The organism is Bacillus sp. C1 (assembly GCF_054570475.1).
Genome location: NZ_JBTMZT010000004.1, coordinates 268,248 through 291,943 on the forward strand (window position 1 = coordinate 268,248; position 23,696 = coordinate 291,943).

Annotated in this window: 17 protein-coding genes and 1 riboswitch; of the genes, 6 read left to right on the forward strand and 11 right to left on the reverse strand. The window is 37.4% G+C overall.

Annotated features, from left to right (window positions below; all coding sequences use genetic code 11):
- Window positions 1-14 precede the first annotated feature (14 nt).
- Window positions 15-1,184 carry an acyltransferase family protein gene (locus tag ACX5JI_RS15150; protein ID WP_459501860.1) on the forward strand — a complete coding sequence of 390 codons (1,170 nt, stop codon included), beginning with the start codon at window positions 15-17 and terminating at the stop codon, window positions 1,182-1,184.
- Between the two features lie 220 nt (window positions 1,185-1,404).
- Here the strand turns inward: ACX5JI_RS15150 and ACX5JI_RS15155 are convergent, their stop codons facing one another.
- Window positions 1,405-3,408 carry a YhgE/Pip family protein gene (locus ACX5JI_RS15155; RefSeq protein WP_459501861.1) on the reverse strand — a complete coding sequence of 668 codons (2,004 nt, stop codon included), beginning with the start codon at window positions 3,406-3,408 and terminating at the stop codon, window positions 1,405-1,407.
- Between the two features lie 151 nt (window positions 3,409-3,559).
- Between ACX5JI_RS15155 and ACX5JI_RS15160 the strand changes: the two genes are divergently transcribed.
- Complete coding sequence (locus ACX5JI_RS15160; RefSeq protein ID WP_459501862.1) at window positions 3,560-4,447, forward strand: LysR family transcriptional regulator; 888 nt, start codon at window positions 3,560-3,562, stop codon at window positions 4,445-4,447.
- Window positions 4,448-4,925: 478 nt separating this feature from the next.
- On the opposite strand, the gene ACX5JI_RS15165 is transcribed toward ACX5JI_RS15160, so the two are convergent.
- Together ACX5JI_RS15165 and ACX5JI_RS15170 are read right to left on the reverse strand one after the other, a co-directional pair.
- Complete coding sequence (locus ACX5JI_RS15165) at window positions 4,926-5,750, reverse strand: class C sortase (protein WP_459501863.1); 825 nt, start codon at window positions 5,748-5,750, stop codon at window positions 4,926-4,928.
- A gap of 217 nt (window positions 5,751-5,967) precedes the next feature.
- A complete protein-coding gene (locus ACX5JI_RS15170) occupies window positions 5,968-6,111 on the reverse strand; it encodes a hypothetical protein (protein WP_459501864.1) in 144 nt (47 codons plus the stop codon).
- Window positions 6,112-6,377: 266 nt separating this feature from the next.
- Between ACX5JI_RS15170 and ACX5JI_RS15175 the strand changes: the two genes are divergently transcribed.
- Together ACX5JI_RS15175 and ACX5JI_RS15180 are read left to right on the forward strand one after the other, a co-directional pair.
- Window positions 6,378-7,733, forward strand: coding sequence for a cytochrome ubiquinol oxidase subunit I (locus ACX5JI_RS15175; protein WP_459501865.1), 1,356 nt, complete (start codon window positions 6,378-6,380; stop codon window positions 7,731-7,733).
- Complete coding sequence (locus tag ACX5JI_RS15180; protein WP_459501866.1) at window positions 7,726-8,748, forward strand: cytochrome d ubiquinol oxidase subunit II; 1,023 nt, start codon at window positions 7,726-7,728, stop codon at window positions 8,746-8,748. The genes ACX5JI_RS15175 and ACX5JI_RS15180 overlap by 8 nt, the downstream gene beginning before the upstream one ends.
- Window positions 8,749-9,020: 272 nt before the next feature.
- Here the strand turns inward: ACX5JI_RS15180 and thiC are convergent, their stop codons facing one another.
- The 8 genes from thiC to ACX5JI_RS15220 form a co-directional block, all read right to left on the reverse strand.
- Window positions 9,021-10,781, reverse strand: a complete 1,761-nt coding sequence (gene thiC, locus ACX5JI_RS15185) for a phosphomethylpyrimidine synthase ThiC (RefSeq protein WP_459501867.1) — start codon at window positions 10,779-10,781, stop codon at window positions 9,021-9,023.
- 217 nt (window positions 10,782-10,998) lie between these two features.
- Window positions 10,999-11,114: riboswitch (TPP riboswitch) on the reverse strand.
- A 205-nt stretch (window positions 11,115-11,319) separates the two neighbouring features.
- Window positions 11,320-12,165, reverse strand: a complete 846-nt coding sequence (locus tag ACX5JI_RS15190) for a MurR/RpiR family transcriptional regulator (RefSeq protein WP_459501868.1) — start codon at window positions 12,163-12,165, stop codon at window positions 11,320-11,322.
- Between the two features lie 114 nt (window positions 12,166-12,279).
- The gene (locus ACX5JI_RS15195) at window positions 12,280-13,308 is read right to left on the reverse strand and encodes a MupG family TIM beta-alpha barrel fold protein (RefSeq protein ID WP_459501869.1); all 1,029 of its coding nucleotides are present in this window, start codon (window positions 13,306-13,308) and stop codon (window positions 12,280-12,282) included.
- A 218-nt stretch (window positions 13,309-13,526) separates the two neighbouring features.
- Entirely contained in the window at window positions 13,527-14,948 is a 1,422-nt protein-coding gene (locus ACX5JI_RS15200; RefSeq protein WP_459501870.1) for a PTS transporter subunit EIIC, read from the reverse strand.
- Window positions 14,949-15,002: 54 nt separating this feature from the next.
- A complete protein-coding gene (gene murQ / locus ACX5JI_RS15205) occupies window positions 15,003-15,899 on the reverse strand; it encodes an N-acetylmuramic acid 6-phosphate etherase (protein ID WP_459501871.1) in 897 nt (298 codons plus the stop codon).
- Between the two features lie 514 nt (window positions 15,900-16,413).
- Entirely contained in the window at window positions 16,414-18,069 is a 1,656-nt protein-coding gene (locus ACX5JI_RS15210; protein WP_459501872.1) for a lactate permease LctP family transporter, read from the reverse strand.
- A gap of 408 nt (window positions 18,070-18,477) precedes the next feature.
- Window positions 18,478-18,972 (reverse strand): metal-binding protein, encoded by a 495-nt coding sequence (locus ACX5JI_RS15215; protein WP_459501873.1) that lies wholly within the window; start codon window positions 18,970-18,972, stop codon window positions 18,478-18,480.
- Between the two features lie 15 nt (window positions 18,973-18,987).
- Window positions 18,988-19,353 carry a YkvA family protein gene (locus tag ACX5JI_RS15220; RefSeq protein ID WP_459501874.1) on the reverse strand — a complete coding sequence of 122 codons (366 nt, stop codon included), beginning with the start codon at window positions 19,351-19,353 and terminating at the stop codon, window positions 18,988-18,990.
- 661 nt (window positions 19,354-20,014) lie between these two features.
- Between ACX5JI_RS15220 and ACX5JI_RS15225 the strand changes: the two genes are divergently transcribed.
- Both ACX5JI_RS15225 and ACX5JI_RS15230 read left to right on the forward strand, forming a co-directional pair.
- The gene (locus tag ACX5JI_RS15225; RefSeq protein WP_459501875.1) at window positions 20,015-21,943 is read left to right on the forward strand and encodes an LTA synthase family protein; all 1,929 of its coding nucleotides are present in this window, start codon (window positions 20,015-20,017) and stop codon (window positions 21,941-21,943) included.
- A gap of 721 nt (window positions 21,944-22,664) precedes the next feature.
- Complete coding sequence (locus ACX5JI_RS15230; protein WP_459501876.1) at window positions 22,665-23,549, forward strand: D-amino-acid transaminase; 885 nt, start codon at window positions 22,665-22,667, stop codon at window positions 23,547-23,549.
- Window positions 23,550-23,696 lie beyond the last annotated feature (147 nt).

A 23,696-nucleotide genomic window follows, 5' to 3' on the forward strand; every position in this document is an offset into this window, starting at 1 on the left:
TACTATAATCATGTATGACAAAGGAGATGGAAACTATGACACAAAACGCACCAGAATTTAAAGTTTTGCAAAGCATTGCATTTCTTGCTGTTGTTTTGCAAACTTCCCTACTATATACAATAAACCAAGGAAACATCGCATTAGAACAATCTCTCATTATGGGAATGCTGTTTAATCTCGCAAAATTTTCAGCACCCGCATTCATCTTCATTGTTGGGTTCCATTTAATACGACAATACACAAAGCGAATTGTTTATACAGCATACATCTATGAAAAAACAACACACTTGCTTGCTCCTTACTTCTTTTGGTCCATCGTGTACTTATTTACAACAAATCAAGTCGTAACAATGCAAAACGGAATAAAAAGCCTGTTCCTTGGAACCGCTGCTCCTCACCTTTGGTATGTCATTATGATGTTCCAAATTCATTTAATGTTTCCCTTGCTATGCGGAGTGTTCCATTGGTTTCAAATACGAGCACATAATCAGCAAGACTTATACAAATATATGATCGTTTTTGCTAGCATCTATTTTCTCTTAATGTGGTACTCTTCCCACTATATTTTTAATGGCGAAGTCCTCACGCAATCAACCATTTTGCATTATACAGATCGTTCCTTCTTCTTTTATTCATTTTACTTTGTTATGGGAGGAATCGCAGCTGTAGCACTTCGAGCTTTTCGTTTATTTGTAATCAAACATATGCCACTTATAACGATCTTATTTTTTATTCTATTCTTATTCATCAACTATGAACTATTTAGCTTTTATGGTGTAAATTCCATTCACCTTACTGTATCTACCTATTTAAAGCCATCTATGTTTTTATACATTGTATGCGAAATTTTAATACTATACATGTTATCGATCATGATTGTTCAGCGGCGAGGCGTGTTATATAAAACATTACGTTTTATCGGAAATTACACGTACGGATCCTATTTAGCACACTTTTTCTTTCTACAGATTATCACAAATTTACTATCTCTATTTCCAATACAAACAAATACAATTCTATATAGTTTATTACTATTTTTTCTCACAGCAACACTCTCTATCATCACAATGGTTCTATGTAGCATACTTCCCTTCCATACATGGATTACAGGCCCTTCTCCAGCACCCGTATTAAAATGGCTGGTGCCCATGCCTTCCCTACCATTATTAAGAAGCAAAAAATAAAAGAAGTTGTCCAATTTATTTGGACAACTTCTCAGTTTGTTAGGAAACAGGAGCTAAAGGGCCCCCGTTTTTGTCGTTTTTTGTTGGTTAGTCGATATTCTTTGTCGAATCGCTGATATATTGTGAGAAACGGTCGATATATTTGAAAAATCGCCGATAAAATTTCATTCACCAATACATACAAACCAACCTCATCAAATTAAGGCAGTTCCCTTTCTTATTAAGAAGAAACCTGTTCTACAGCAGTTTCTTTATGTTGCAGATGACTTGTAATCCAAGCGATTCCACCCGCAACAACTACATAACATAATAAAATTAAAATTTGCATTCGTAATTGTGACCAATCTCCTAGCGAGATAACATCCTGAAGTCCTCTGAGCGAATGAGACATTGGAAGGAATTCACCAATCTTACTTAATACCGCTATATTTAATTCTCCCGGGAATGTCCCGCCGCTTGTCGCAAGCTGAAGAACGAGAAGAGTTACTGCTAAAAACTTCCCAACAATACCAAATACCGTTACTAACATAAGAATAAATGTCATGAATGTAAAAGAAATAATAATGCTTGATACAATAAACAACGGCGCGCTTGCAACTTCTAGTTTCAATATTCCAAGAACGGCCGTATCTACAATAAGTGCTTGAATCAATCCAATTAAGTAAACTAAACCTAATTTGTTAATAAAATGAACCGTTCCACTTACCTTCATATTTTGTCTTCTTCCAAGCGGTAAAATATTTGATGCCATAATTCCACCAACATAAAACGCAAGCGATAAGAAATAAGGCGCAATTCCAGAACCGTAATTCGGTACTTCTGAAACAGATGATTTCACAAGTTGAACAGGTTCTGAAAACATAGATGTCACCGCATCATTATTACGAACATTGGCTGTCTTTTCTGCTCCTTCGCCTAATTTCGTATATAATTCATTCGAGCCATCTTCTAATTGAACAAGACCATTCGTTAATGTATCGGCGCCATTATTCAGCTCTTTTCCGCCGCTTACAAGATGATCAATCCCATCATGTATAGCACCAAATCCTTTGCTCCATTGATTAAATCCATTATCCAATTTCGTAGCACCGTCAGATAATTTCTTTGCTCCTACAGTAGCTTCACCAAGCTTACTACTAAATTGGTTCATGCCACTTTCTATATGCGCTTGTCCCTCAGCTAATTTCTTTGCTCCTTGAGATAGCTGTTGTTGACTACTATTCAATGTATTTGTCGCACTTGCTACACCATTCGCTGTCGCAATAATTTTTTGAAAAGCAGGATCTTGCTGAAATTCTGGATGATTTTGTACATAATCCGCTAATTGTTTTTTTAAAGAGCTTGCCGCATCATCCGCTTTCTCTTGACCTTCAGCCAACTTTTCATTTCCAGCGATCCATTCATTTGTTCCAGCAGTTAATTGACCTACGCCTTGTTGTAATGCTTGCTCACCTTGAGATAGCTGCTCCATACCACCGTGAAGTGCTTGTGTTCCTTGCTTTAGTTCTTGTGCACCCTGTACTAAAGCAACTTGACCTTCTGCAAGTTTATTACTACCTTCTTTTAATTGCCCCGTTCCATCATTAAAACGATGAATGCCATCAGCAAGCTGCATTGTTCCATCTTTAGCTTCTGTCGTTCCTTGATTTAATTTTTTTGCACCTTCACTTGCATCTTTTAATCCGTTTGCTAAGTCTTGAAACTTCGAGAAGACTCCCTCTGTATATGATTTCGTAATACTATTTGAAATTTTTGTTTTCATATTTTCGACCGCTGTTGTCCCAATTTGAGCCGCCACAAAGTTTTTCCCTGGATTTACTGCGTACTGTAGCTGCGCCGGCTTAGGATGTTCATCCATGAGCGTACTTACTTTTTGAGAAAAATCTTTTGGAACCGTAACAACCATATAATACTTGTCTTCTTTCAATCCTTGCTCTGCATCTTTTGCAGACACAAAATGAAATGCGAGTTCCTTATTCTCTTTTAGATTTTCAACAAAGTCATCCCCTGCCTGAATGGATTTTTCATCCATTACAGCTCCTTGATCCATGTTTACAACTGCAACAGGGAGTTTATCTAATCGGCCATATGGATCCCAATATCCAGCTAAAAAGAATCCTGCATAAATTAAAGGAACAATTAGCAGAAACATTAGAGCAATTCTTCCGTGCTTATGGGCCCACATCGCCTTCCAATCTTTAAAAATGAGTTGAATTCCTTTCATGTTACGTGCCCCTTCTTCTACCTAATCACGATTGCTCACTTAAAGGTTCTCAACCGTGTAACAGATTTACTATACACGTCACTTTTCATATTGTATAATACATCTTTAATTATCAATTCATTCCTTTAAGTCTATAAGAAGGAGAAAAAGTATGGAACTTCTTCAATTGAAATACTTTCAAACTGTTGCCAAGTTAGAACATATGACAAAAGCAGCTGAAGAACTACGCATTGCCCAGCCTTCACTTAGTAAAACAATCGCTCGCTTAGAAAAAGATTTAGGAGTCCCTTTGTTTGACCGACAAGGGCGAAAAATAACATTAAACTCATTTGGCAAAGTATTTTTAAAACGGGTAGAACGAGCTTTTCATGAATTAAGCGAAGGAAAACGGGAGATTAAAGATTTAGCCGAATTCCATCAAAATTCTATTACATTAGCCGTCTCTATACCTAGAATATTGCCAGAACTGCTCAGTTCGTTTTTAAATGAACAGCCTAATGTTCGATTCCAACAATTTCTAGAATCTACTTCTTCTATGAAACGTCAACTTGAAGAGATGGAAATTGATTTTTGCATTTCTTCTGTTCCAATTGAAGGTCCTGAAATCATTTGGGAACCACTCATGACTGAAGAGATTTTCTTAGTTGTTCCTTCTGGACATCCTTTAGCAAATCGCGGTAGTATCCATCTTCATGAAGTGAAAAACGAACCATTTATTAGCATGAATACAGGATATGGCTTTCGTCAATTAACAGATGAATTTTGCAAAGAAGCTGGCTTTATACCACATATTGCTTTTGAAGTGGACGAACCTGGAGTCATCAATGAATTAATTAACCGAGGCTTAGGTATTGCCTTTGTTCCAAGTCTTACTTTATTCCGAAATCCTAATCTTTCATCAAACCGGCTGCATATTATCGAACCAAATTGTAAGCGAACCATCGGATTAGGTTGGTCAAAAAGCCGCTACTTATCCTCGGCTGCGCGGCAGTTCCGTGAATTTGTGATTCATTATTTTTCAAACATTTCATCAAAGTAGCACATATATAAATCCAAATTAAAAAACTAACATCAAACCATTCTTTTTAGGTGGGAGAGAGCATCCGGCCATGCATAGAAGCGGTCAGCACCTTTTCCTGCCCCATGCCAAGTGAAAACAAAGAGAGAAAATGAGTGTAGTTCACTTTTTGTTCTTCATAGCAGCGGGTTATGTGTCGAAAAACCAAAATGGATTTACATAGAGATACGAATTTCAGATTTCCGGATAACTAACCTAGCAAAAAAATAATAGCTCTTCTCATAACCTTTTTCGGCCATGAGAAGAGCTATTATTTTTATCCTGCATTAACGGGCAGTCAGACCCCCACCTCAAAATTCAGAGAGAAGCAAGGTAGATAGGTGGGGGATCAACTGCCCGTAAAAGCCCGATTGGTGAGGGCTAATAATCAGTGGAGGATGAAGAAACTCCCCACTGATTAAAGTTTCACTTTATCAGTTCCTATTTAGGACAGCTTTTCCTATTCAGAAATCTGTTTCTTCTTCTTTCTTCTCTTATAAATGAGAAATGCAAGTCCACCTATAACAACAACTCCAGAAGCTGCTACTAGCCTTTTGTCTATCGTAGATGCCTTCTGCATAACTGCTTCTTTTTCTTTTACATTATAAGGAACTCGGTGCCCTCTAATTAATAACCTATGTGTATTCACACCATAAGGCGTACACGTAATTAAAGTGGCATAGTCTTCCCCTTTTACAACTCCTAAGTCATCTATTTCATTCGGCAATACCACTTTAATTTGATCAACTTTATAAGCAAGAACCTTATCTAGTGAATGAATATAAAAAATATCAGATTCCACTAATTTATCTAAATTAGTAAACAGCAATGCTGAAGGGAGCCCGCGGTGCCCTGTCAAAATGGTATGCGTACTTTCTCCACCAACCGGTAAAGACGACTGCTCGATATGGCCCACTCCTCTACTTAAAACTTCTTCAGAAGTCCCATGATAAATAGGAAGTTTTACATCAATTGTCGGTATCTCAACATACCCCATTACCTCTCCTAAGTTTAACGCATCTGCATAAGATTTCGAATCGCCCTTTTTGTCTGTACTAAATGGATCTGTAAATGATTGATTCTCATTTTGAACCTTTTTATTATATTCGTTTGCTTCTTTTTCCAAACGCTCGATTTCTTTCTTTTGAAGTGCTTTTACGTTCTTATCATACGTGCTAACTTCAGAATAATGTGCCCTTGTCGCTAGCCAATTACTTACAGTTGGATATAAAAAAATACTAAGGCCTAATAAAAAAACACATCCAAAAATGATATTACGCTTCATAATATGCCCCTTTAATTCTGTTAAAATGTTGAAAAGAGAAAGTCGTTTACTCTTCCACGTTTCACATTATACCATCTTATTTTCCTATAACATTAGTTTTTTGCAGGCTTTCTTCTAAAAAACAAATAAAATTACCGCAATCTTGACAGAACATACGGAAACGTTTAAAAGACAACCCTTTAGGTTGCCCCTCATTTTCTATTCTTTCATACGTTTCTTAATTAGCCTCATTCTTAGGGCGGTACAGTGATTGAACAAGGTGATCATATTCACGTCTTGTAATTTCTTTATTGTATAACTTTAATAATAAATCTTTATGCTCTTTCGAAAACGCCATTTTTCTAATGACTTCAGGATACATACAAACATCCTCCTCCGTTTTTACATGAACTTCTTCATTTATTAATTTCGATCGCTCCGAAACAGAACTAACGTTCGCAAAAGAATTATAAAAGATTTTGTTTTAAAATACAAATAAAATTATTTTCCTTGTACATTTTTCAGAAGATTTCAAAAAACATAATATCATAATCAGTTTTTAAAATACATATATATTTTTGGCAGTTTTTTGAATAAATTTTCCAGTTCAATCAGAAAATAATGGCAAAAATGAAGAGGTGTAGAGTTATGGATACTGTTACATTGTCACGAGCTTTCTTTGGATCGTCACTCGCATTCCATATTATTTTTGCAACCCTTGGAATCGGACTCTCTTTAATGATTTTTATAAGCGAAGTATTATACCACTGGAAGAAAGATTCCGATTACGCCATTATGGCAAAAAGGTGGACAAAGGCCTTCGCCATCCTTCTTGGTGTGGCGATTCCTACTGGAACAATCGTCGGTGTACAAATTTCACTTCTTTGGCCTGGATTCGCCAAAATTGTCGGTCAAGTCATTTCTGTTCCATTTCAAATTGAGATTTTCGCCTTCTTCTTAGAGGCTTTATTTATGTCCATTTATGTCTATGCAGCAGATAAATTGCCCCCATTTATGCGATTAATCTCACTCTTTTTTGTGATGCTCGGTGCCACTGCATCCGCTGTGTTAATTACTTCGGCGAACACATGGATGAATACACCTGCGGGCTTTTCTATGAACCCTGATGGCTCTGTTTTTAACGTTGATCCGTGGAAAGCGTTCTTTAATCCAAGTTTCTTCACAAGCTCCTTTCACGTTGTCATTACGGCTTATGCAACAGGAGCCGCCGTCATCGCTTCTATCGCTGGCTTTAAACTATTAAAACGAAATGTAGATGCACGTGAAATTACTTATCATAAAAAAGGACTATTTTTAGGCCTCGTTGTCACATTTATTACCGGTGCAATCATGTGGCTGTCTGGGCATGAATCCGCTATCGCTTTACATGAACATTCTCCGGAAAAATTAGCAGCAGCGGAAGCATTATTTGATACAACATCACACGCTCCACTTGCAATTGGCGGGTTTGTTGATTCTGCAACCCATGAACTAAAATACGGTCTAGAAATCCCAAATATGCTCAGCTTACTCGTTGGCTTAGACCCCAACACCGTTGTTAAAGGATTAAAGGAATTTCCGCAAGAAACGTGGCCGCCATTTTATACGCATACGTTCTTTAATTTAATGGTCGGTACAGCTGCATTTACCTTTGCTGTAGCCGCGATTGCCCTTGTATATTGGTACTTCATCTATCGAAAAAGAGGAGCGGCATTACCAAAATGGCTTCTATGGGCTACCGCTGCATGTGGACCGATTATGATGCTCGGTATTGAATTTGGGTGGATTTTCAGCTGTAGCGGTCGTCAGCCTTGGACAATTTATGGGATGCAGCGCACAACGGATGCCGCTACGCGCGCTGATTTCGTCGGGCCCTTATTTGTTTTATTCATCATTTTGTATATTGGTCTTGGCGCTTTAACGATTTTCGTACTACGAACATTCTTTAGAAGACATCCATTAAAAAACGATCTAAAGCAGCAAGGAGGAGATCCTCGTGCATGAGGCAAATATTGCGATTATCATCTTATGGGCCATTATCTTCGTATACAGCATTTTAGGTTCCATTGATTTTGGGGCCGGGTTTTGGGGCATGGTATACGCGAAACATCCGACGCTAGCTGGAAAACTAGCCAATCGTTATTTATCTCCAACATGGGAAGTAACAAATACATTTCTCGTCTTTGTTGTTGTCGCCTTTCTTGGCTTCTTTCCGAAAGCAGCATTTACACTCGCAACAGTTATGTTCGTTCCTGTAACACTAATTTTAGTTCTCGTTGCGATTCGAAGTACATTTATGGTGTTTGCTTACTCTGTTCCAAAATACGAACATGTCCTGCGCTTCATTTCTGGCATTACCGGACTTTTAATCCCAGCCTTATTAATTACAGTGTTGCCAGTAACAGAAGGTGCCTACATTTCGACCGCTGGCGGAAAAGAAGTTCTATTATATGGGAAACTACTATCAAGCCCTGTTATCTATTGGTATATGTTGTTCGGATTAACTTCTGAGCTCTTCCTATCTTCTCTATTTCTAGCTGACTTTGCGAGAGAACAGCGCTCAGAAGATACGTATCGTCTGTATAGACGCAACGCCATCATACTCGGCCCAGCAACACTCGTTACCGCCATCATCGCCCTTGTTGTTATGGATCCAGAAACACACTGGCTCATGCAAGGATTAATCAAACAATTTCCATGGTTCACAGTCTCCATTATTTTATTTGTAATCGGTTATTCTTCTCTTTGGTGGACGAATAAAAAACACGGCTCACTCGGCTGGCCTCGCCTTGCAGTATTAGCAGTTGTTGCCCAATATGCATTTGCGAGCTATGCGTATGGCGTTGCACATTTACCGTATATCATTTATCCAGACGTTACTGTATTTACAAGCTTTACAACGAAAGAAACATTCTATGCACTACTCATCCTCTATGCAGTCGGCATCGCGATTTTACTGCCAGGCTTTATTTTCTTCTGGAATTTATTCTTGAAGGATCGAACGTTTCTAAAAGAATAATAAAGATGAAACAAGAGGCTATTCCAAACATTTACGGAAGATAGGGATTCTTGAAGAATAGCTTCTTTTCATCTCACAAATATTACCATTCCGCTCACAACAGTTATAACGTTATCCCTCTAAAAAACAACAGCCCCCTTTGCTACCGTCTTAGCAAAGGGGGCTTCTTCTATATTTCAATTAGGTACACGTGATCAATCAAGTAAAAAGGTGTTCGGGGCAGTACATATCTCTCGCTGCTTGCGAGTATTCGTACCCCATCTCAAATTCAATTATTGATATAAATGACTACCAGTTTCTTTAAATTCTTCTGCTTTCTCTTTCATACCTTTTTCAATTGCTTCTGTTGTTTCTAAATCATTTTCTTTCGCATATTCACGAATGTCATGCGAAATTCTCATACTACAGAACTTCGGACCACACATGGAACAGAAATGAGCTGTTTTTGCTCCTTCTGCTGGCAATGTTTCGTCGTGGAAATCCATTGCACGTTCAGGATCTAACGATAAGTTAAATTGATCGCGCCAGCGGAATTCAAAACGAGCTTTTGAAAGTGCATCATCACGTTGGTGTGCTGTTTTGTGTCCTTTCGCAAGGTCAGCCGCATGCGCTGCAATTTTATACGTAATAACCCCTTCGCGAACGTCATCTTTATTTGGCAAACCTAAATGCTCTTTCGGTGTTACATAGCAAAGCATTGCTGTACCAAACCAGCCGATCATCGCTGCACCAATCGCAGATGTAATATGGTCATAACCTGGTGCAATATCCGTTGTTAAAGGTCCGAGTGTATAGAACGGTGCACCTTGGCAAATATCAAGTTCTTTATCCATATTCTCTTTAATTAAGTGCATCGGTACATGACCTGGTCCTTCAATCATAACTTGAACATCGTGCTTCCAAGCAATTTTCGTTAACTCACCAAGCGTTTCAAGCTCAGAGAATTGTGCTTCATCATTTGCATCCGCAATCGAACCTGGACGTAATCCATCTCCTAAAGAGAATGACACGTCATATTGTTTCATAATTTCACAAATCTCTTCAAAGTGAGTATATAAAAAGTTTTCTTTATGATGATATAAACACCACTGCGCCATAATAGACCCGCCGCGTGAAACAATCCCTGTCGTACGTTTTGCTGTAATTGGAATGTAACGAAGTAATACACCTGCATGAATTGTAAAATAGTCAACGCCTTGCTCTGCCTGTTCAATTAACGTGTCGCGATATACTTCCCACGTTAAATCTTCAGCAATGCCATTTACTTTTTCTAGCGCTTGGTAAATCGGCACTGTTCCAACTGGTACAGGAGCGTTGCGAATAATCCATTCGCGAGTTGTATGAATATTTTTCCCTGTCGATAAATCCATAATTGTATCTGCGCCCCAGCGCGTTGCCCATGTCATCTTCTCTACTTCTTCTGCAATGGAAGAAGAAACAGCAGAGTTGCCGATATTGGCATTTACTTTCACATGGAAATTGCGGCCAATAATCATCGGTTCTGCTTCTGGGTGATTAATGTTTGCTGGTAAAATAGCGCGTCCTTCGGCAATTTCTTTTCGAACAAACTCAGGCTCTACCCCTTCACGAATCGCAATATATTCCATCTCAGATGTAATGATGCCGTTACGTGCATAGTGCATCTGCGTCACATTTGCACCTTTTCTTGCACGAAGTGGCCTGCGATCCATCTGCGGAAACACAGGAGTATGGTTAGATGCTGCTTTTACACCATCATCTTCTGGCTTAATTTCGCGCCCTTCATACTCCTCTACATCTCCGCGCTCAACAATCCAGCTGCGGCGAGGTGTTGGAATCCCTTTTTCTAGCTCTACTTTGTACTCAGGATCTGTGTACGGACCACTTGTATCGTAAACACGAATGGATGGATTTGGTACACCGTTTGTATCACTTTGCTCAATCTCACGCATCGGTACTTTCATACCTTCACGCGGACCATCAATATAAACTTTCTTACTCCCTGGTAAACTCGACTTCAATTCAATTTGCTCAGCTGAAACAGATTGCTTCATAATTTGTGTTTCCTCCCCTTTATCGTTTCAAGAAACCTTCCTTACTCAGAGCCTCCAACCAACCCTGAGTAATTTCAGCTATCTTGATTTGCACTTCATCCGACCAGAGTGATCGGTTCAGCTTTAGGACGAGAAGAGAACTTGTGGCCAGCGCATGCCAAAATAAAAAGAGCCAGGTCCATAGTAAAACAAGGACCTGGCTCATAAAGACATCGTTATGTAAAGCCGTTAACTTCCCTACGCTGGTACGAGCCAGATCAGGTCCAAAGGGTTAAGAAGTTCTCGCGCTTCTCTCTCAGCCCACGCACAGCTTGGGCACCCCTAGTTTATCACTGATTTAATTTTCAATACTTTCTCATCATACACGATAATCAGAAAAATGCAAAGAACCAAATTTTAATTTTTGACTTTATATTTCATGTAAAACTTTAATCAGTGGGATCGTTCTATCCCTCACTGATTATACGCTAAACAACTACAATTTTTAATTCAAGACTTACGTAACTTCTTCCCTTCGCAACTTTGTCACAAAAAGCTTTTATTCACGCAGATTGTGTATAGCATGTTTTGTCTTTTCTAATTGCTGTACGGTAAATTCATATTGAGAAGATGAGTATGCAAAGAAAACAACATCGACTACTAATAGTTGAGCAAATCTAGAACTTGTTGCTGCACTACGAATTTTTGCTTCCGGTGCTCGTGCTGTAAATAAAGATACATCTGCTAGCTCAGCAATCTTACTATTTCCTAAACGTGAAAGGCTAATGGTCTTTAATCCAAGCTCTTTTGCTGTTTTCATTAGTTCTATTACGTCTCTCGTTTCTCCACTATAAGAAATCCCCCAAAATAATGCATTTTCAGATTGAGTCGCCATTGCTACTGCTAACAAATGACGGTCTGAAATTGCATAAGCTTTTTTACCTAAACGAATCCATTTCTGCGCTACATCCTCTGCAATAAGAAAAGATGCTCCCACACCATAAATATAAATAACTTCTGCCTCTTTTAAGAAATGAACTACTTTTCCAATCGATTCCGTTTCCAATTGGCCCACTGTATCATGAAGTGTTTGCACTGTATTCGATAACGTTTTATCAATAATTGACTGCACTTTTTCATTCGGTTCAATATCAAAATATCCTACAGGATGTACATGCTCTACTTCAGCATATAGACGTGCTTTCAAATCCGGAAAACCAGCCACCCCTAATGATCGGCAAAAGCGAACCACAGCCGCACTACTTGCGTCTGCTTCTTTTGCTAATTGATGTATCGTCATCTGGGTTACTTCCTTTGCATGAGAAAGAATATATTCTGCTATTTTTTTCTCCGAATCAGGTAACTCCCCTAAAACTAACTCTACTTGTGTTCGAATACTATTCACCGGCAATTATTTCAGCTTCTTTCTATTTATACTTTATTTCACTATAGCATTTCTTCTTACAAAAATACCTATGACCAGTTTTTTTCCTCTAGTACATAGGTATTGCCCTCTTCGTTATTGAAATTTAATTTTCGTTCCTGCTCTCACATACTCTAACAGATTTACATATTCATCATGTATATTTCCAACGTTATTTACTCGCGGATCCTCTGGTAAATCTTGTTTCATAATTTGTGTTTCACCAATATATCGTAAATACTTAGCATTATCTACAGTAATTGTTCCTATCAATCTTTCGCCGGATTTTGTAGTCGTATATAACGCTTCTTTCTTAGAAAACAATTCTCTTCCTTGTTCAATTCTTATAACAGCTTCTGATTCATCAAGACGATTGTTATAAATCATGTCTTTTGGAATGTAAGGAGACAACTCACTTGTAGGTAAAGTAATAATTCCTTCTTTTTCAAATCTATTTATCATATCCAATGCGTTATCATCTATTTGAGGATCCCCAATAAAGATCCCATCAATATCGTACCCCTGTGATAATTCCACATAACTTACATACGGGGATTGATTTCGATGTTTTTCAACAGTTGGTAATCCTGCAAAAATCGGGCCTCGTAATACTTTATCTCCTGGAATGAATGCCCAAACCTTAATTCCATATTTTTGAAACACTTTGTTTTTATTAGAAAAGAACTCCATTGATATCCCTGTATATTCTCTCGGATAAAAGTTATGCATAGCGATCACATGCCCCAGGTTGAATCCTTTTTCCTGTAACTCGCAAATTTTTTGTTCATCGAGGGTACTAGCGTTTAGTACAATCCGAAAATGCTTTTGCAATTCTACAATTTCCTCATCACTAATGCCAAAATCAATACGAACTGTCTTCACTCCAAGCTCTTTCATTTCAAGGTAATCATCAACACCAATTACTTGAAGAGTATTAGGAGAAATATCAATAACAACGTCTCTATTGTTTTCCTTTGAATCCTTCAAAAAATTTCGGATCATTTGATGCGTCATTTGTTCTTCAGGGATATGGAGAGAAGTAAAGATTGTCTTTATTCCCTTTTCATCCATTTTCTGAACAAAGGACATATTTAGTTGTGAAAAATAAATTGAGTATCCTAGCATGAGTATCACTCCTAAAATGAGTTGACGTTTTGTTGTAAAAGTCTAGCTACCATTTATACAAAAAATACAATTGGCCAAAAGCTCAATCGTACTTTTTATGGAAGTATCAAATTTGTTTAGATTCATGAAACAATTCTTTTCAATTCAGGCAAATAGCGCTTAAAAGTACAATTAGTGAGAGCTAATAATCAGTGGGAATGAAGAAACCCCACTGATTGTTACTCTTGTTCCACCATTGCTTCTTTTGGTACACCGAAGAAATATGTGAGAACAAATCCAGCCGCATATCCTGCTAGTAAGCCAATGATATATTTCAGCCATAATCCACCAGCAATTAACGGAATTAATGCCATACCTGATGGTCCAATCGCAATTGCACCGACATGACCAAGCCATCCGATAACCGCCCCTCCAATACCACCGCCGATACATGCTGTGATAAATGGTCTTCCTAATGGTAACGTTACACCATAAATAAGTGGCTCACCAATTCCAAGAATCCCAACTGGAAGTGCACCTTTAATCATATTCGTTAACGATTTATTTTTGCGACAACGAATCCAAATTGCAATTGCTGCACCAACCTGACCTGCTCCTGCCATCGCAAGAATAGGAAGTAATTGTGTCGCACCTGTTGAATTAATCATCTCAATATGAATTGGTGTTAATACTTGATGCAATCCTAACATAACAAGTGGTAAGAACGCTGCACCAAGAACAAATCCTGAGAATGCACCACCGCGGGCTAATACCCAGTTAATCGAACCGATTAAGTTATCTGAAATGAACCCTGCAAAAGGCATAATTAAGAAAATCGTTACGAGACCTACTACTAATAATGCAATGGTAGGTGTCACAATAATATCAATTGCATCAGGAATCACTTTACGTAATTGCTTTTCGACCATTGCTAAAATCCATACAGCTAATAATACTCCAATTACCCCGCCCTGACCTGCTGATAAAGGTTCACCAGTAAAGACATTGTGGATAGGATTGTCTGGCGTCATTCCTGACAATAGCGTTGTTCCACCGATTACCCCACCAAGAGCTGGAGTTGCTTCAAATTCTTTCGCTGCATTAATCCCTACATAAATTACTAAATAAGCAAAAATAGCATTTTTAATAACATTTAATATCGTTACATATTGATTCCAAGTATCTCCATCTAAGTTTCCGGCCGTAATATTATTTGACAAAATCGATGCGATACCCGCAATTAACCCTGCCCCAACAAATGCTGGAATAAGCGGAATAAAGATGTTACCAACTTTTCTTAAAAAGTTTTTAAAAGGTGTGTTATTTTTTTTCTTTAATGCCGCCTTCATATCTGCGCCCTTTGCTTGTAATTCTTCTGCAGAAGGAGCCTCTGAAGTACCACTTTTCCTTTTTTCTTCTAGTACAATACCAAATTGTTCTGCTACTTTTGTAACAACACCTGGTCCGAGAATGATTTGATACGTTTCATCATCCACCGTGCCAAGAACTCCGTTAACTTTCTTTAAAGCTTCTTCATTAATTGCGCTACGATTTATAGGTGTCACGCGAAGACGTGTCATACAGTTTGTATACGAGGAAACGTTTCCACTGCCTCCAATAGCATCTAAAATTTCGGTTGCCATATTTCGGTATTTACTCATGATCTTTCCTCCTTCTATTCTTTCAGGCTCGGGAGTTAAACAAGGCTATGCACATTATTTAATAGCTTGACGAATAAAACCTTTTGTTTTTTCTAATCGTTGTATAGCTTCTTCCTTTGAAAAACCTGCCAAGATCATTACAATTGCAATTTTCGGCTTATTATCAGCCTTTTCTAAATATGATTCAGCTGTTTCATAATCACAAGACGTAGCTTCCATTACAATACGTTTTGCGCGTTCCACAAGCTTTTCGTTTGTTAATTGTACATCTACCATTAAATTTCCATATACTTTTCCTAGCCCAACCATAGATGCCGTTGAAAGCATATTACAAACTAATTTTTGAGAAGTACCAGCTTTCAATCGAGTAGACCCTGTTAATACCTCTGGTCCATTATTCACTTCAATCGCAATATTTGCCTCTTTGCCAACTGCTGAACCTTTATTACAACTTACTGCTATCGTTTGTACTCCAATAGAATTGGCATATTCTAATCCACCAATTACATATGGCGTACGTCCACTGGCTGCAATTCCTACTACAATATCTTTTTCTGAGAGATTCATAGCTTTTAAATCTTGAACTCCTAATTCTTTACTATCCTCTGCACCTTCTACTGCTTTAATGAAAGCTTTCTCGCCACCAGCGATTAATCCAATTACCTCTTCAGGTTCTGTACCAAAGGTCGGGGGACATTCAACCGCATCTAACAAACCAATACGTCCACTTGTTCCAGCCCCAATATAAATTAAGCGTCCGCCTTTTCTCTTTGCTTCTACAATTGCTTCTACTGCCTTCGCAATTTGTGGAAGTTCTAATTTCACTGCATCTGCTACTTTTGCATCCTCTTCATTCATTACTTTAAGAAACTCTATCGTTGACATCTCATCTAAATTCATCGTTTTTTCATTACGCGTTTCAGTCGTTAAATTTTCTAACATATATACCACCCTTTTTGATTGAAAGTATTTATTAAAATCACTTATCGAAAGCGCTTTCTTTATTACAAATATAGAATAGCACCTTTGAAATTTAATTTCAAATAAAATTTAAATATAATAAAACTTAATTTCAAAGATTTTGTTAACAAAACTCACATTTCAACCATGTTAAGTTGCCGGATACGTGCTCGCTATGGCCTTTTCAGTTTGTCGGGAAACAGGAACTAGGTGACTCCCATTTTTGTCGTTTTTTGTTAGTTAGTCGATATTCCTTTTCGAATCGCCGATATATGGTGAGAAACGGTCGATATATTTGAAAAATCGTCGATAAAGTGAAACTTTAATCAGTGGGGGGATCTTACTGCCCATTAATGCGTGGTAAAATTTCATTCACCATTTTATCCGAACCCACTTCGTCAGATCACCAAATTCCTTTCTCCACAACCAGAAAAAGGACATAGCATGCTCGCTATGTCCTTTTATTTCTAAGTCTTCACCTTGATAATTTCTTTCATAATGACCATTACGGTATCATCCACGTGAAATAGTAAGCTTGTACATACGTCATAATACCAACAATAATTACGAAGAATAAACTATGTTTTACTGTAAAGCGGAATAGATCAGATTCTTTTCCAGCAAGTCCTACTGCTGCACACGCGATCGCAATCGATTGGGGCGAAATCATTTTACCCGTTACACCACCTGTTGTATTTGCCGCAACAAGCAGTACTTCTTTTACACCAACTTGTTGCGCTGTAATCGCTTGTAAATTAGAGAATAGTGCATTTGCCGATGTATCTGACCCTGTTAAGAATACACCTAACCAGCCAAGAAATGGTGAGAAGAATGGGAATAATCCCCCTGTCCCCGCTAATGCTAACGCTAGTGTAGACGATAAACCAGAATAGTTTGCAATGAATGCGAACCCTAATACGAAACCGATAGATAGAATTGGCATTTTTAATTCTTGTAATGTCTCTTTAAATGTTTCTACAGCTTGTTTTGCACTCATTTTTAATACAAATATTGAAATAATACATGCGATTAAAATTGCTGTTCCTGTTGCTGATAAAACATCGAATTTTAATACCGCATCGTAAGGCGTTGGTTTGTTAACAATTGGTTCTGCTTTCATTACTACATTGTGCAAACCTGGAACTTGAAACTTAAATACGAGACTTTCTAACGCTCCGCCTGAAGCAAATAATGCTTTAAAGAAATTTTGACTCCAAATAACTACCATAATCGTCAAAATAATAAATGGTGACCAAGCCTTTACAACTTTTCCTGCTGTTAATTGCGGCGTAGATACAGTTGTTGCTGCCGCTTCCGCGTTTACTTGATTCGATTGATAGATTTCTTTCGGTTGCCACACTTTTAGAAATAACGCTAAACATACTAAGCTGACAAGCGCTGATGTAATATCCGGAAGTTCTGGCCCTAAGAACGTCGCTGTAATAAATTGTGTAATCGCAAAAGAACCACCTGCTACAAATAATGCAGGCCATGTTTGTTTAACACCCTTTAGGCCATCCATTAAAAATACGATAAAGAATGGAACAAATAGTGATAATAGCGGTAATTGGTGCCCCGCCATTTGTCCGATTTTGTGAGCGTCAATACCCGTTACTTGCCCCGCAACTGTAATCGGAATCCCCATTGCCCCGAACGCTACTGGCGCTGTATTTGCAATTAAACAAAGTCCTGCTGCATATAATGGGTTTAAACCAAGACCAGCAAGGAGCGCTGCCGTAATTGCTACTGGTGCCCCAAATCCTGCTGCCCCTTCTAAAAATGCACCAAATGAAAAGCCAATTAAAATAACGAGCAAACGATGGTCATTCGTAATCGATAGTACCGATGCACGGATCACATCGAACTGTCCTGTTTTAACAGAAATTTTATATAAAAATACCGACATCACAATAATCCATGCAATTGGCCATAGCCCATATAGAAAGCCATATCCGGTTGCTGCCATCGCCATTGTAAACGGCATTTTATACGCAAATAGCGCAACTAAAATTGTGAGTACAACTGTAATAAATCCTGCTACATAACCTTTCATTCGAAAAACTGCTAAAGCCAAGAAAAAAAAGATAATTGGAATAAGTGCTACCGCTGCAGAAACCCAAATATTACCGAACGGATCGTAAACTTGTATCCATGTGCTCATTGTCCTCTCCCTTTCTGTCATCCCCTGTTTTCAAAAAACTTATAACCTAATCAATAGACCACCAGGTCATCACACCTTTAAAGCCAAAATAAAAAACGTTTTGAGAAAACGTTTTCATCTAGCGTATTTATACTTTATCATACCGTTTTTATTTTAAAAAGAGTTTTTTGAAAATTTTATTATTTCAAACCGGATTTCTGATTAATTATGCGTTTTATATTACTAATCTGCATGATCCTGGATAAAAACACTCTATTTTTTACAATTGATTCGATACTATCTTTTTCAAAAGATTACTATTTTTAAACAAACGTTTGATTAATAGTAGAAAAGGCTGTCATTTCAATGGATTCCGTTTTAAACAAACGTTTGATTAAAAAAGAAAAACACTCGCAATTTGCAAGTGTCTTACCTTCTTCTTCTTTTTTTCTTTCGTCTCATAAGCTTTTTTCGGCGCGTGTTCAAGCGATCCGCTATAATATGGAGTGCACTCGCAGCAATGACTCCAATTACAAATGCCGTTAAAGCAACTTCATGTTCCTTTACAATCTCAAGCAACCTTCCATCTAATACCGTTTTATTTACTATGTATAGGAATGGAGAAAAGACGAGCAGCATATACAATATACGAATAATATCACCGATTACAAGCGTATGCGTTAAAAACGAACGATGCGGCATCACACATTGATACGGATACCAAAAAATACGCAGTAATCCCCATTTATTATAGGCATTACTATGAATATCCAAATCTGGTGTTAAGAAAAACGTACCGGCTAAAAATCCCATCGCAAATGTAAGTAAAAAATCAAAATTTGTTAATCCATACGAAACGAGCATAAACAAAACAATAGGAAGAGACAGTAAATTTATTTTCGTATGTGTTTTTCCTGATGGCATAGCACACTTCCTCGCTTATAGTTCTAACTTTTGATCGATAAACGATGTGTCTATATCCGAACCAAACCAATCTGCTAATTTCATCTGTGCTTTTTCTTTTACATCTTCATTTACATACATAGATGCTTGTAACAGTGCGGCTGTTAATGCTCCTAAATCATCCGTATAACCAATTCCAGCCAAAAAGTCCGGAATCGCATCAATTGGCGTAATAAAATACGCAAGTGCTCCAATAATCATCGCCTTTACTCGTTTTGGAACATCTCGTCTTTGCATAACGTAAAACAACAATAAACTCGCATAAATAACCGATTGTCCCGCTTGCTTCGCTACATGTTTCACTTTATTCCAAAACGCTTCAACTGAAAAATTTCGTTCCATATAACGGCCTCCATGTTTCATTTTCTTCATTATATGCAAAAAGTAGATACGCCTTCAAAAGAAAAGCTCGCCTCACAAATGAAAAGTTCATCAAATAGACACATAATCGACCAACGAAAACTTATTTTAACAGACAACAGCTAAAAGAACAAGTGTTCGCAACCTTAAAGACGAAATAATTCTACTCTCTCTCCATCCTTTTGTTCTTAACTCGGCACGGGGTAAAAAAGGGCACTGGCCGCTTCTACGCCCAGGCGGATCCTCTCTTCCACCTAAAAAGAAAGGTTTTTACATTCTCAATATTTCTCAATATCCAATGTTCTATTTCTCTTACTATTCTTTATTATCTTTGTTATATTTTCTAGTTGACGCGCATATAAACCAATGTTAAAGTTTTCTCTGGCAGCAACAATAAAAAATACAAAAACTGTAAAATGTTATAGTGTTTCTAAGAATTGAATTTTGTTGTATAATACAAAAATGACGTTATACTTATGGATCAACAAAAGAAATGGTAGGAAACCAAAAGGGTATGCATAGTTAAAGTCGTATATGAGAGATATAGAAACTTCTGCTCATGGCCAAGGAAACTATGTATTTTTTATTTTAGCTTTTTTCGCTCCAAAATCGACCAAGCCTGATAGAGAAAGGGTGGAAATGGATGAAGGAATCTTTAAAATCACAATTTCTTAATGTGCGCTTTACTTTGTTTGTTGCTTTGGCATTATGGCTAAAAACTTACATCATAACGCGTACGAGTTTTGATTTGAAACTTGAATCTTTCATGCAAGAATTTATTTTATTCATTAGTCCGTTAGCAGCATCATTACTGCTTGTGGGTCTTGCATTATTCACAAAAGGAAAGAAACGTAATTATATAGCACTTGGAATTGATTTTGTTTTAACAATCGTTCTTGTTGGTAACGTAATGTTCTACGGATTCTACAATGACTTCGTTACTTTACCGGTACTTGGGCAAACATCCAACTTCGGACAACTAGGCTCTAGTGTAAAAGAACTATTTAATTACAAAATTATCGTTGCATTTGCTGATATTATTATCTTCTCTGTTCTATTAAAGAAAAAGAAAAACTTTACAAAAACTGAGCGTGTATCACGCCCAATGCGTTCTTTATACTTCGTATCAACGGTTGCTATTTTCTTTGCAAACTTAGGTCTTGCAGAAACTGAGCGTCCGGAACTACTAACACGTTCATTTGACCGTGTTATGCTTGTAAAGAACTTAGGTTTATACACACATCAACTATATGATCTTGGTTTACAAGCAAAATCAAGTTCACAAAAAGCACTTGCTGATGGTAGCAAATTACAAGAAGCAGAAAACTATGTGAAAACACTTAAAGAAAAACCAGATCCAAATATGTTTGGCGCTGCAAAAGGGAAAAACGTAATTGTCGTTTCTCTTGAGTCCTTGCAAACATTCCTAATTGGTGCAACAGTAAATGGTCAAGAAGTTACACCATTCTTAAACCAATTCGCAAAAGAAAGTTATTACTTCGATAACTTCTTCCACCAAACTGGACAAGGAAAAACATCGGATGCTGAATTCTTAGTTGATACATCACTATATCCGTTAGACCGCGGTGCTGTGTTCTTTACCCATGGTAATAACGAATATACTGCAACACCAGAAATTCTGCGTCAGCAAGGATATTACACAGCTGTATTCCATGCAAACAACGCAACATTCTGGAACCGTAACATCATGTATCCTGCACTTGGTTACGATCGTTACTATAACGAACTTGATTACAAAATCACACCAGAAACAAAGTTAAACTGGGGATTAAAAGATATTGAGTACTTTAACCAATCAGTGGATATGTTAAAACAAGTGAAGAAACCATTCTATACTCGCTTCCTTAGTTTAACCAACCATTATCCATTTACGTATGATGATGACACAAAATTAATTGAACCTTACAACTCTGGTGATGGAGTATTTGACCGTTACATGGTAACAGCTCGTTACTTAGACGAAGCACTGAAAAACTTTATTGAACGCCTAAAAGCAGAAGGCCTTTATGATAACTCTGTTATCGTCTTCTACGGTGATCACTATGGTATTTCTGAAAACCATAACCGTGCAATGGCACAATTCTTAGGCAAAGAAGAAATTACAACATTTGATCATATGAACTTACAACGTACACCAATGTACATTCATGTTCCAGGTCAAAAAGAAGGTAAAACAATTTCAAAACCAACAGGTGAAATTGATATTAAACCAACGATTCTAAACTTACTTGGTGTTGATTCAAGCAATGACATTAGCTTTGGTCATGACGTATTCTCACCAGATTATAAATCATTCGTTGTACTTCGTGATGGTAGCTTTATAACAGAGAAATATATGTATACAAACACTACATTCTATGATCGTACAACAGGAGAAATTGTAGAAGTACCAAAAGAAGAAGCTCAAGCAATGATTGATCGTGCACAAAATGAATTGCGCATGTCTGATAAGCTTATTGAAGGAGACTTACTTCGCTTCTCTGAAAGCAACAAAGTGAAAACAGGTGAAGTAAAAACCGTTATTAAAGAAGACCAAAAAAACGCTGAGTAATTTCAGCGTTTTTTTTTTAGCTTGTTGGGAAACAGGAGCTAAGGGGCTCCTGTTTTTTTTCGTTTTTTGTTGGTTAGTCGATATCCCTTGTCGAATCGCTGATATATTCAAATTTGCGCCGATATATTTGAAAAATCGCTGATAAAATTTCATTCACTATTTTATATGAACAAACCTCGTCAGATCTCAGATCATCCATGTTACTTTTTATAATTTTGTAGCATTTCCCTTTCTCAGCGTTTTTTTCAGCTTGTTCAGTTTCTATTTTTGTCACAAGGTCGATATATTGGAATTTACACTAATAAAATTACACAATCTTCACCAAATATTTACATAAAATTCATGAAGCATCTCTATAATAGAACTTGTAGACAATGTTCTCCTATTCCCCACCTATCATCTCACACCTTTCTGAAAGGTCTCCCTGGGGAATAACAGAATCATTTGTGTAACAATGCCTTTAATGTTACTTTCAAGTAACATCCATTGTCTTAATATGGTGCCTTTTTAAGCTATAGGAAGACAATATCCCTATAATTCAAGCTACCCTCCTTGTGCAACATTGTTGCGAGCAACGTTCTATATGAATGTTGCTTTTTTTTTTACTTCTAAAAAGCAGGATTCTCATTTCTTATTTACGAATTTGTATATGCGAAATACATTAGGGTGAAAGTTCCAACATAAATGATCCACCACGCATCATTTAACCAATTAAGAAAGGATGGGAAGTACAATGGCATACGAAAGATTTATATTATGGAACGATCAAATTATTGATACAAATAAAACAACACCGTACATACAATTAGAAGAACGCGGCTTACAATTTGGAGACGGGGTTTATGAGGTAATCCGCATTTACAAAGGAAACTTTCACTTATTAGATCCACATTTAACTCGTTTATATCGTTCAATGGATGAAATAGAATTAACATTACCTTTCTCTAAAGCCGAACTCATTACTTTGCTCTACAAATTACTTGAAAATAATGCCTTCCAAGAGGATGGGATTATCTACTTACAAATTTCTCGAGGCGTGCAACATCGTGCACACACATTCTCTTTTGATTTAACTCCAACAATCTATGCTTATATCTCAAAAAAAGAACGGCCCGCTTTATGGATTGAATATGGAATACGTGCTATATCAGAACCTGATACACGCTTTCTCCGCTGTGATATTAAATCTTTAAATTTATTGCCAAATGTACTAGCTGCCACAAAAGCAGAACGAAAGGGATGTAAAGAAGCCCTTCTTGTGCGTAACGGAATTGTTACGGAGGGAAGTCACTCAAACTTCTTTTTTGTAAAAAACGGGATCATTTATACACATCCTGCCAACCATTTAATTTTAAATGGGATTGTCCGCCAGTACATTCTCTCTTTAGTAAACAAACTACACCTTACAGTACAAGAAGGACTATTCAGCGTTCGTGATGTCTATCAGGCTGACGAATGTTTTTTCACAGGGACAACTGTCGAAATTCTGCCCATGACACATCTTGATGGAACTGCCATTCAAAATGGACAAGTTGGACAAATTACTAAATTACTACAAAAAGCATTTAGCCAGAGTTTTTCAAATTCTAACATCCCATTACCTTAAAAACGGATCATTTCATCTGAATGCCAACTTAATATATGTATTTCCATAAAAAAAACAAGGCGGAGCATACACCTTGTTTTTTTTGTAATACTTTTGACATATTCAGATTCCAGCATAAACCTTGACAGTAATCGACATGCCTTTTAG

What these genes read in the sequence shown, in the direction of transcription:
- ACX5JI_RS15150 (WP_459501860.1), top strand. Translation starts at nt 15, where the DNA reads ATGACAAAGGAGATGGAAACTATGACACAAAACGCACCAGAATTTAAA.
- ACX5JI_RS15155 (WP_459501861.1), bottom strand. Translation starts at nt 3,408, where the DNA reads ATGAAAGGAATTCAACTCATTTTTAAAGATTGGAAGGCGATGTGGGCC.
- ACX5JI_RS15160 (WP_459501862.1), top strand. Translation starts at nt 3,560, where the DNA reads ATGGAACTTCTTCAATTGAAATACTTTCAAACTGTTGCCAAGTTAGAA.
- ACX5JI_RS15165 (WP_459501863.1), bottom strand. Translation starts at nt 5,750, where the DNA reads ATGAAGCGTAATATCATTTTTGGATGTGTTTTTTTATTAGGCCTTAGT.
- ACX5JI_RS15170 (WP_459501864.1), bottom strand. Translation starts at nt 6,111, where the DNA reads ATGTATCCTGAAGTCATTAGAAAAATGGCGTTTTCGAAAGAGCATAAA.
- ACX5JI_RS15175 (WP_459501865.1), top strand. Translation starts at nt 6,378, where the DNA reads ATGGATACTGTTACATTGTCACGAGCTTTCTTTGGATCGTCACTCGCA.
- thiC (WP_459501867.1), bottom strand. Translation starts at nt 10,781, where the DNA reads ATGAAGCAATCTGTTTCAGCTGAGCAAATTGAATTGAAGTCGAGTTTA.
- ACX5JI_RS15195 (WP_459501869.1), bottom strand. Translation starts at nt 13,308, where the DNA reads ATGCTAGGATACTCAATTTATTTTTCACAACTAAATATGTCCTTTGTT.
- ACX5JI_RS15200 (WP_459501870.1), bottom strand. Translation starts at nt 14,948, where the DNA reads ATGAGTAAATACCGAAATATGGCAACCGAAATTTTAGATGCTATTGGA.
- ACX5JI_RS15210 (WP_459501872.1), bottom strand. Translation starts at nt 18,069, where the DNA reads ATGAGCACATGGATACAAGTTTACGATCCGTTCGGTAATATTTGGGTT.
- ACX5JI_RS15215 (WP_459501873.1), bottom strand. Translation starts at nt 18,972, where the DNA reads ATGCCATCAGGAAAAACACATACGAAAATAAATTTACTGTCTCTTCCT.
- ACX5JI_RS15220 (WP_459501874.1), bottom strand. Translation starts at nt 19,353, where the DNA reads ATGGAACGAAATTTTTCAGTTGAAGCGTTTTGGAATAAAGTGAAACAT.
- ACX5JI_RS15225 (WP_459501875.1), top strand. Translation starts at nt 20,015, where the DNA reads ATGAAGGAATCTTTAAAATCACAATTTCTTAATGTGCGCTTTACTTTG.
- ACX5JI_RS15230 (WP_459501876.1), top strand. Translation starts at nt 22,665, where the DNA reads ATGGGAAGTACAATGGCATACGAAAGATTTATATTATGGAACGATCAA.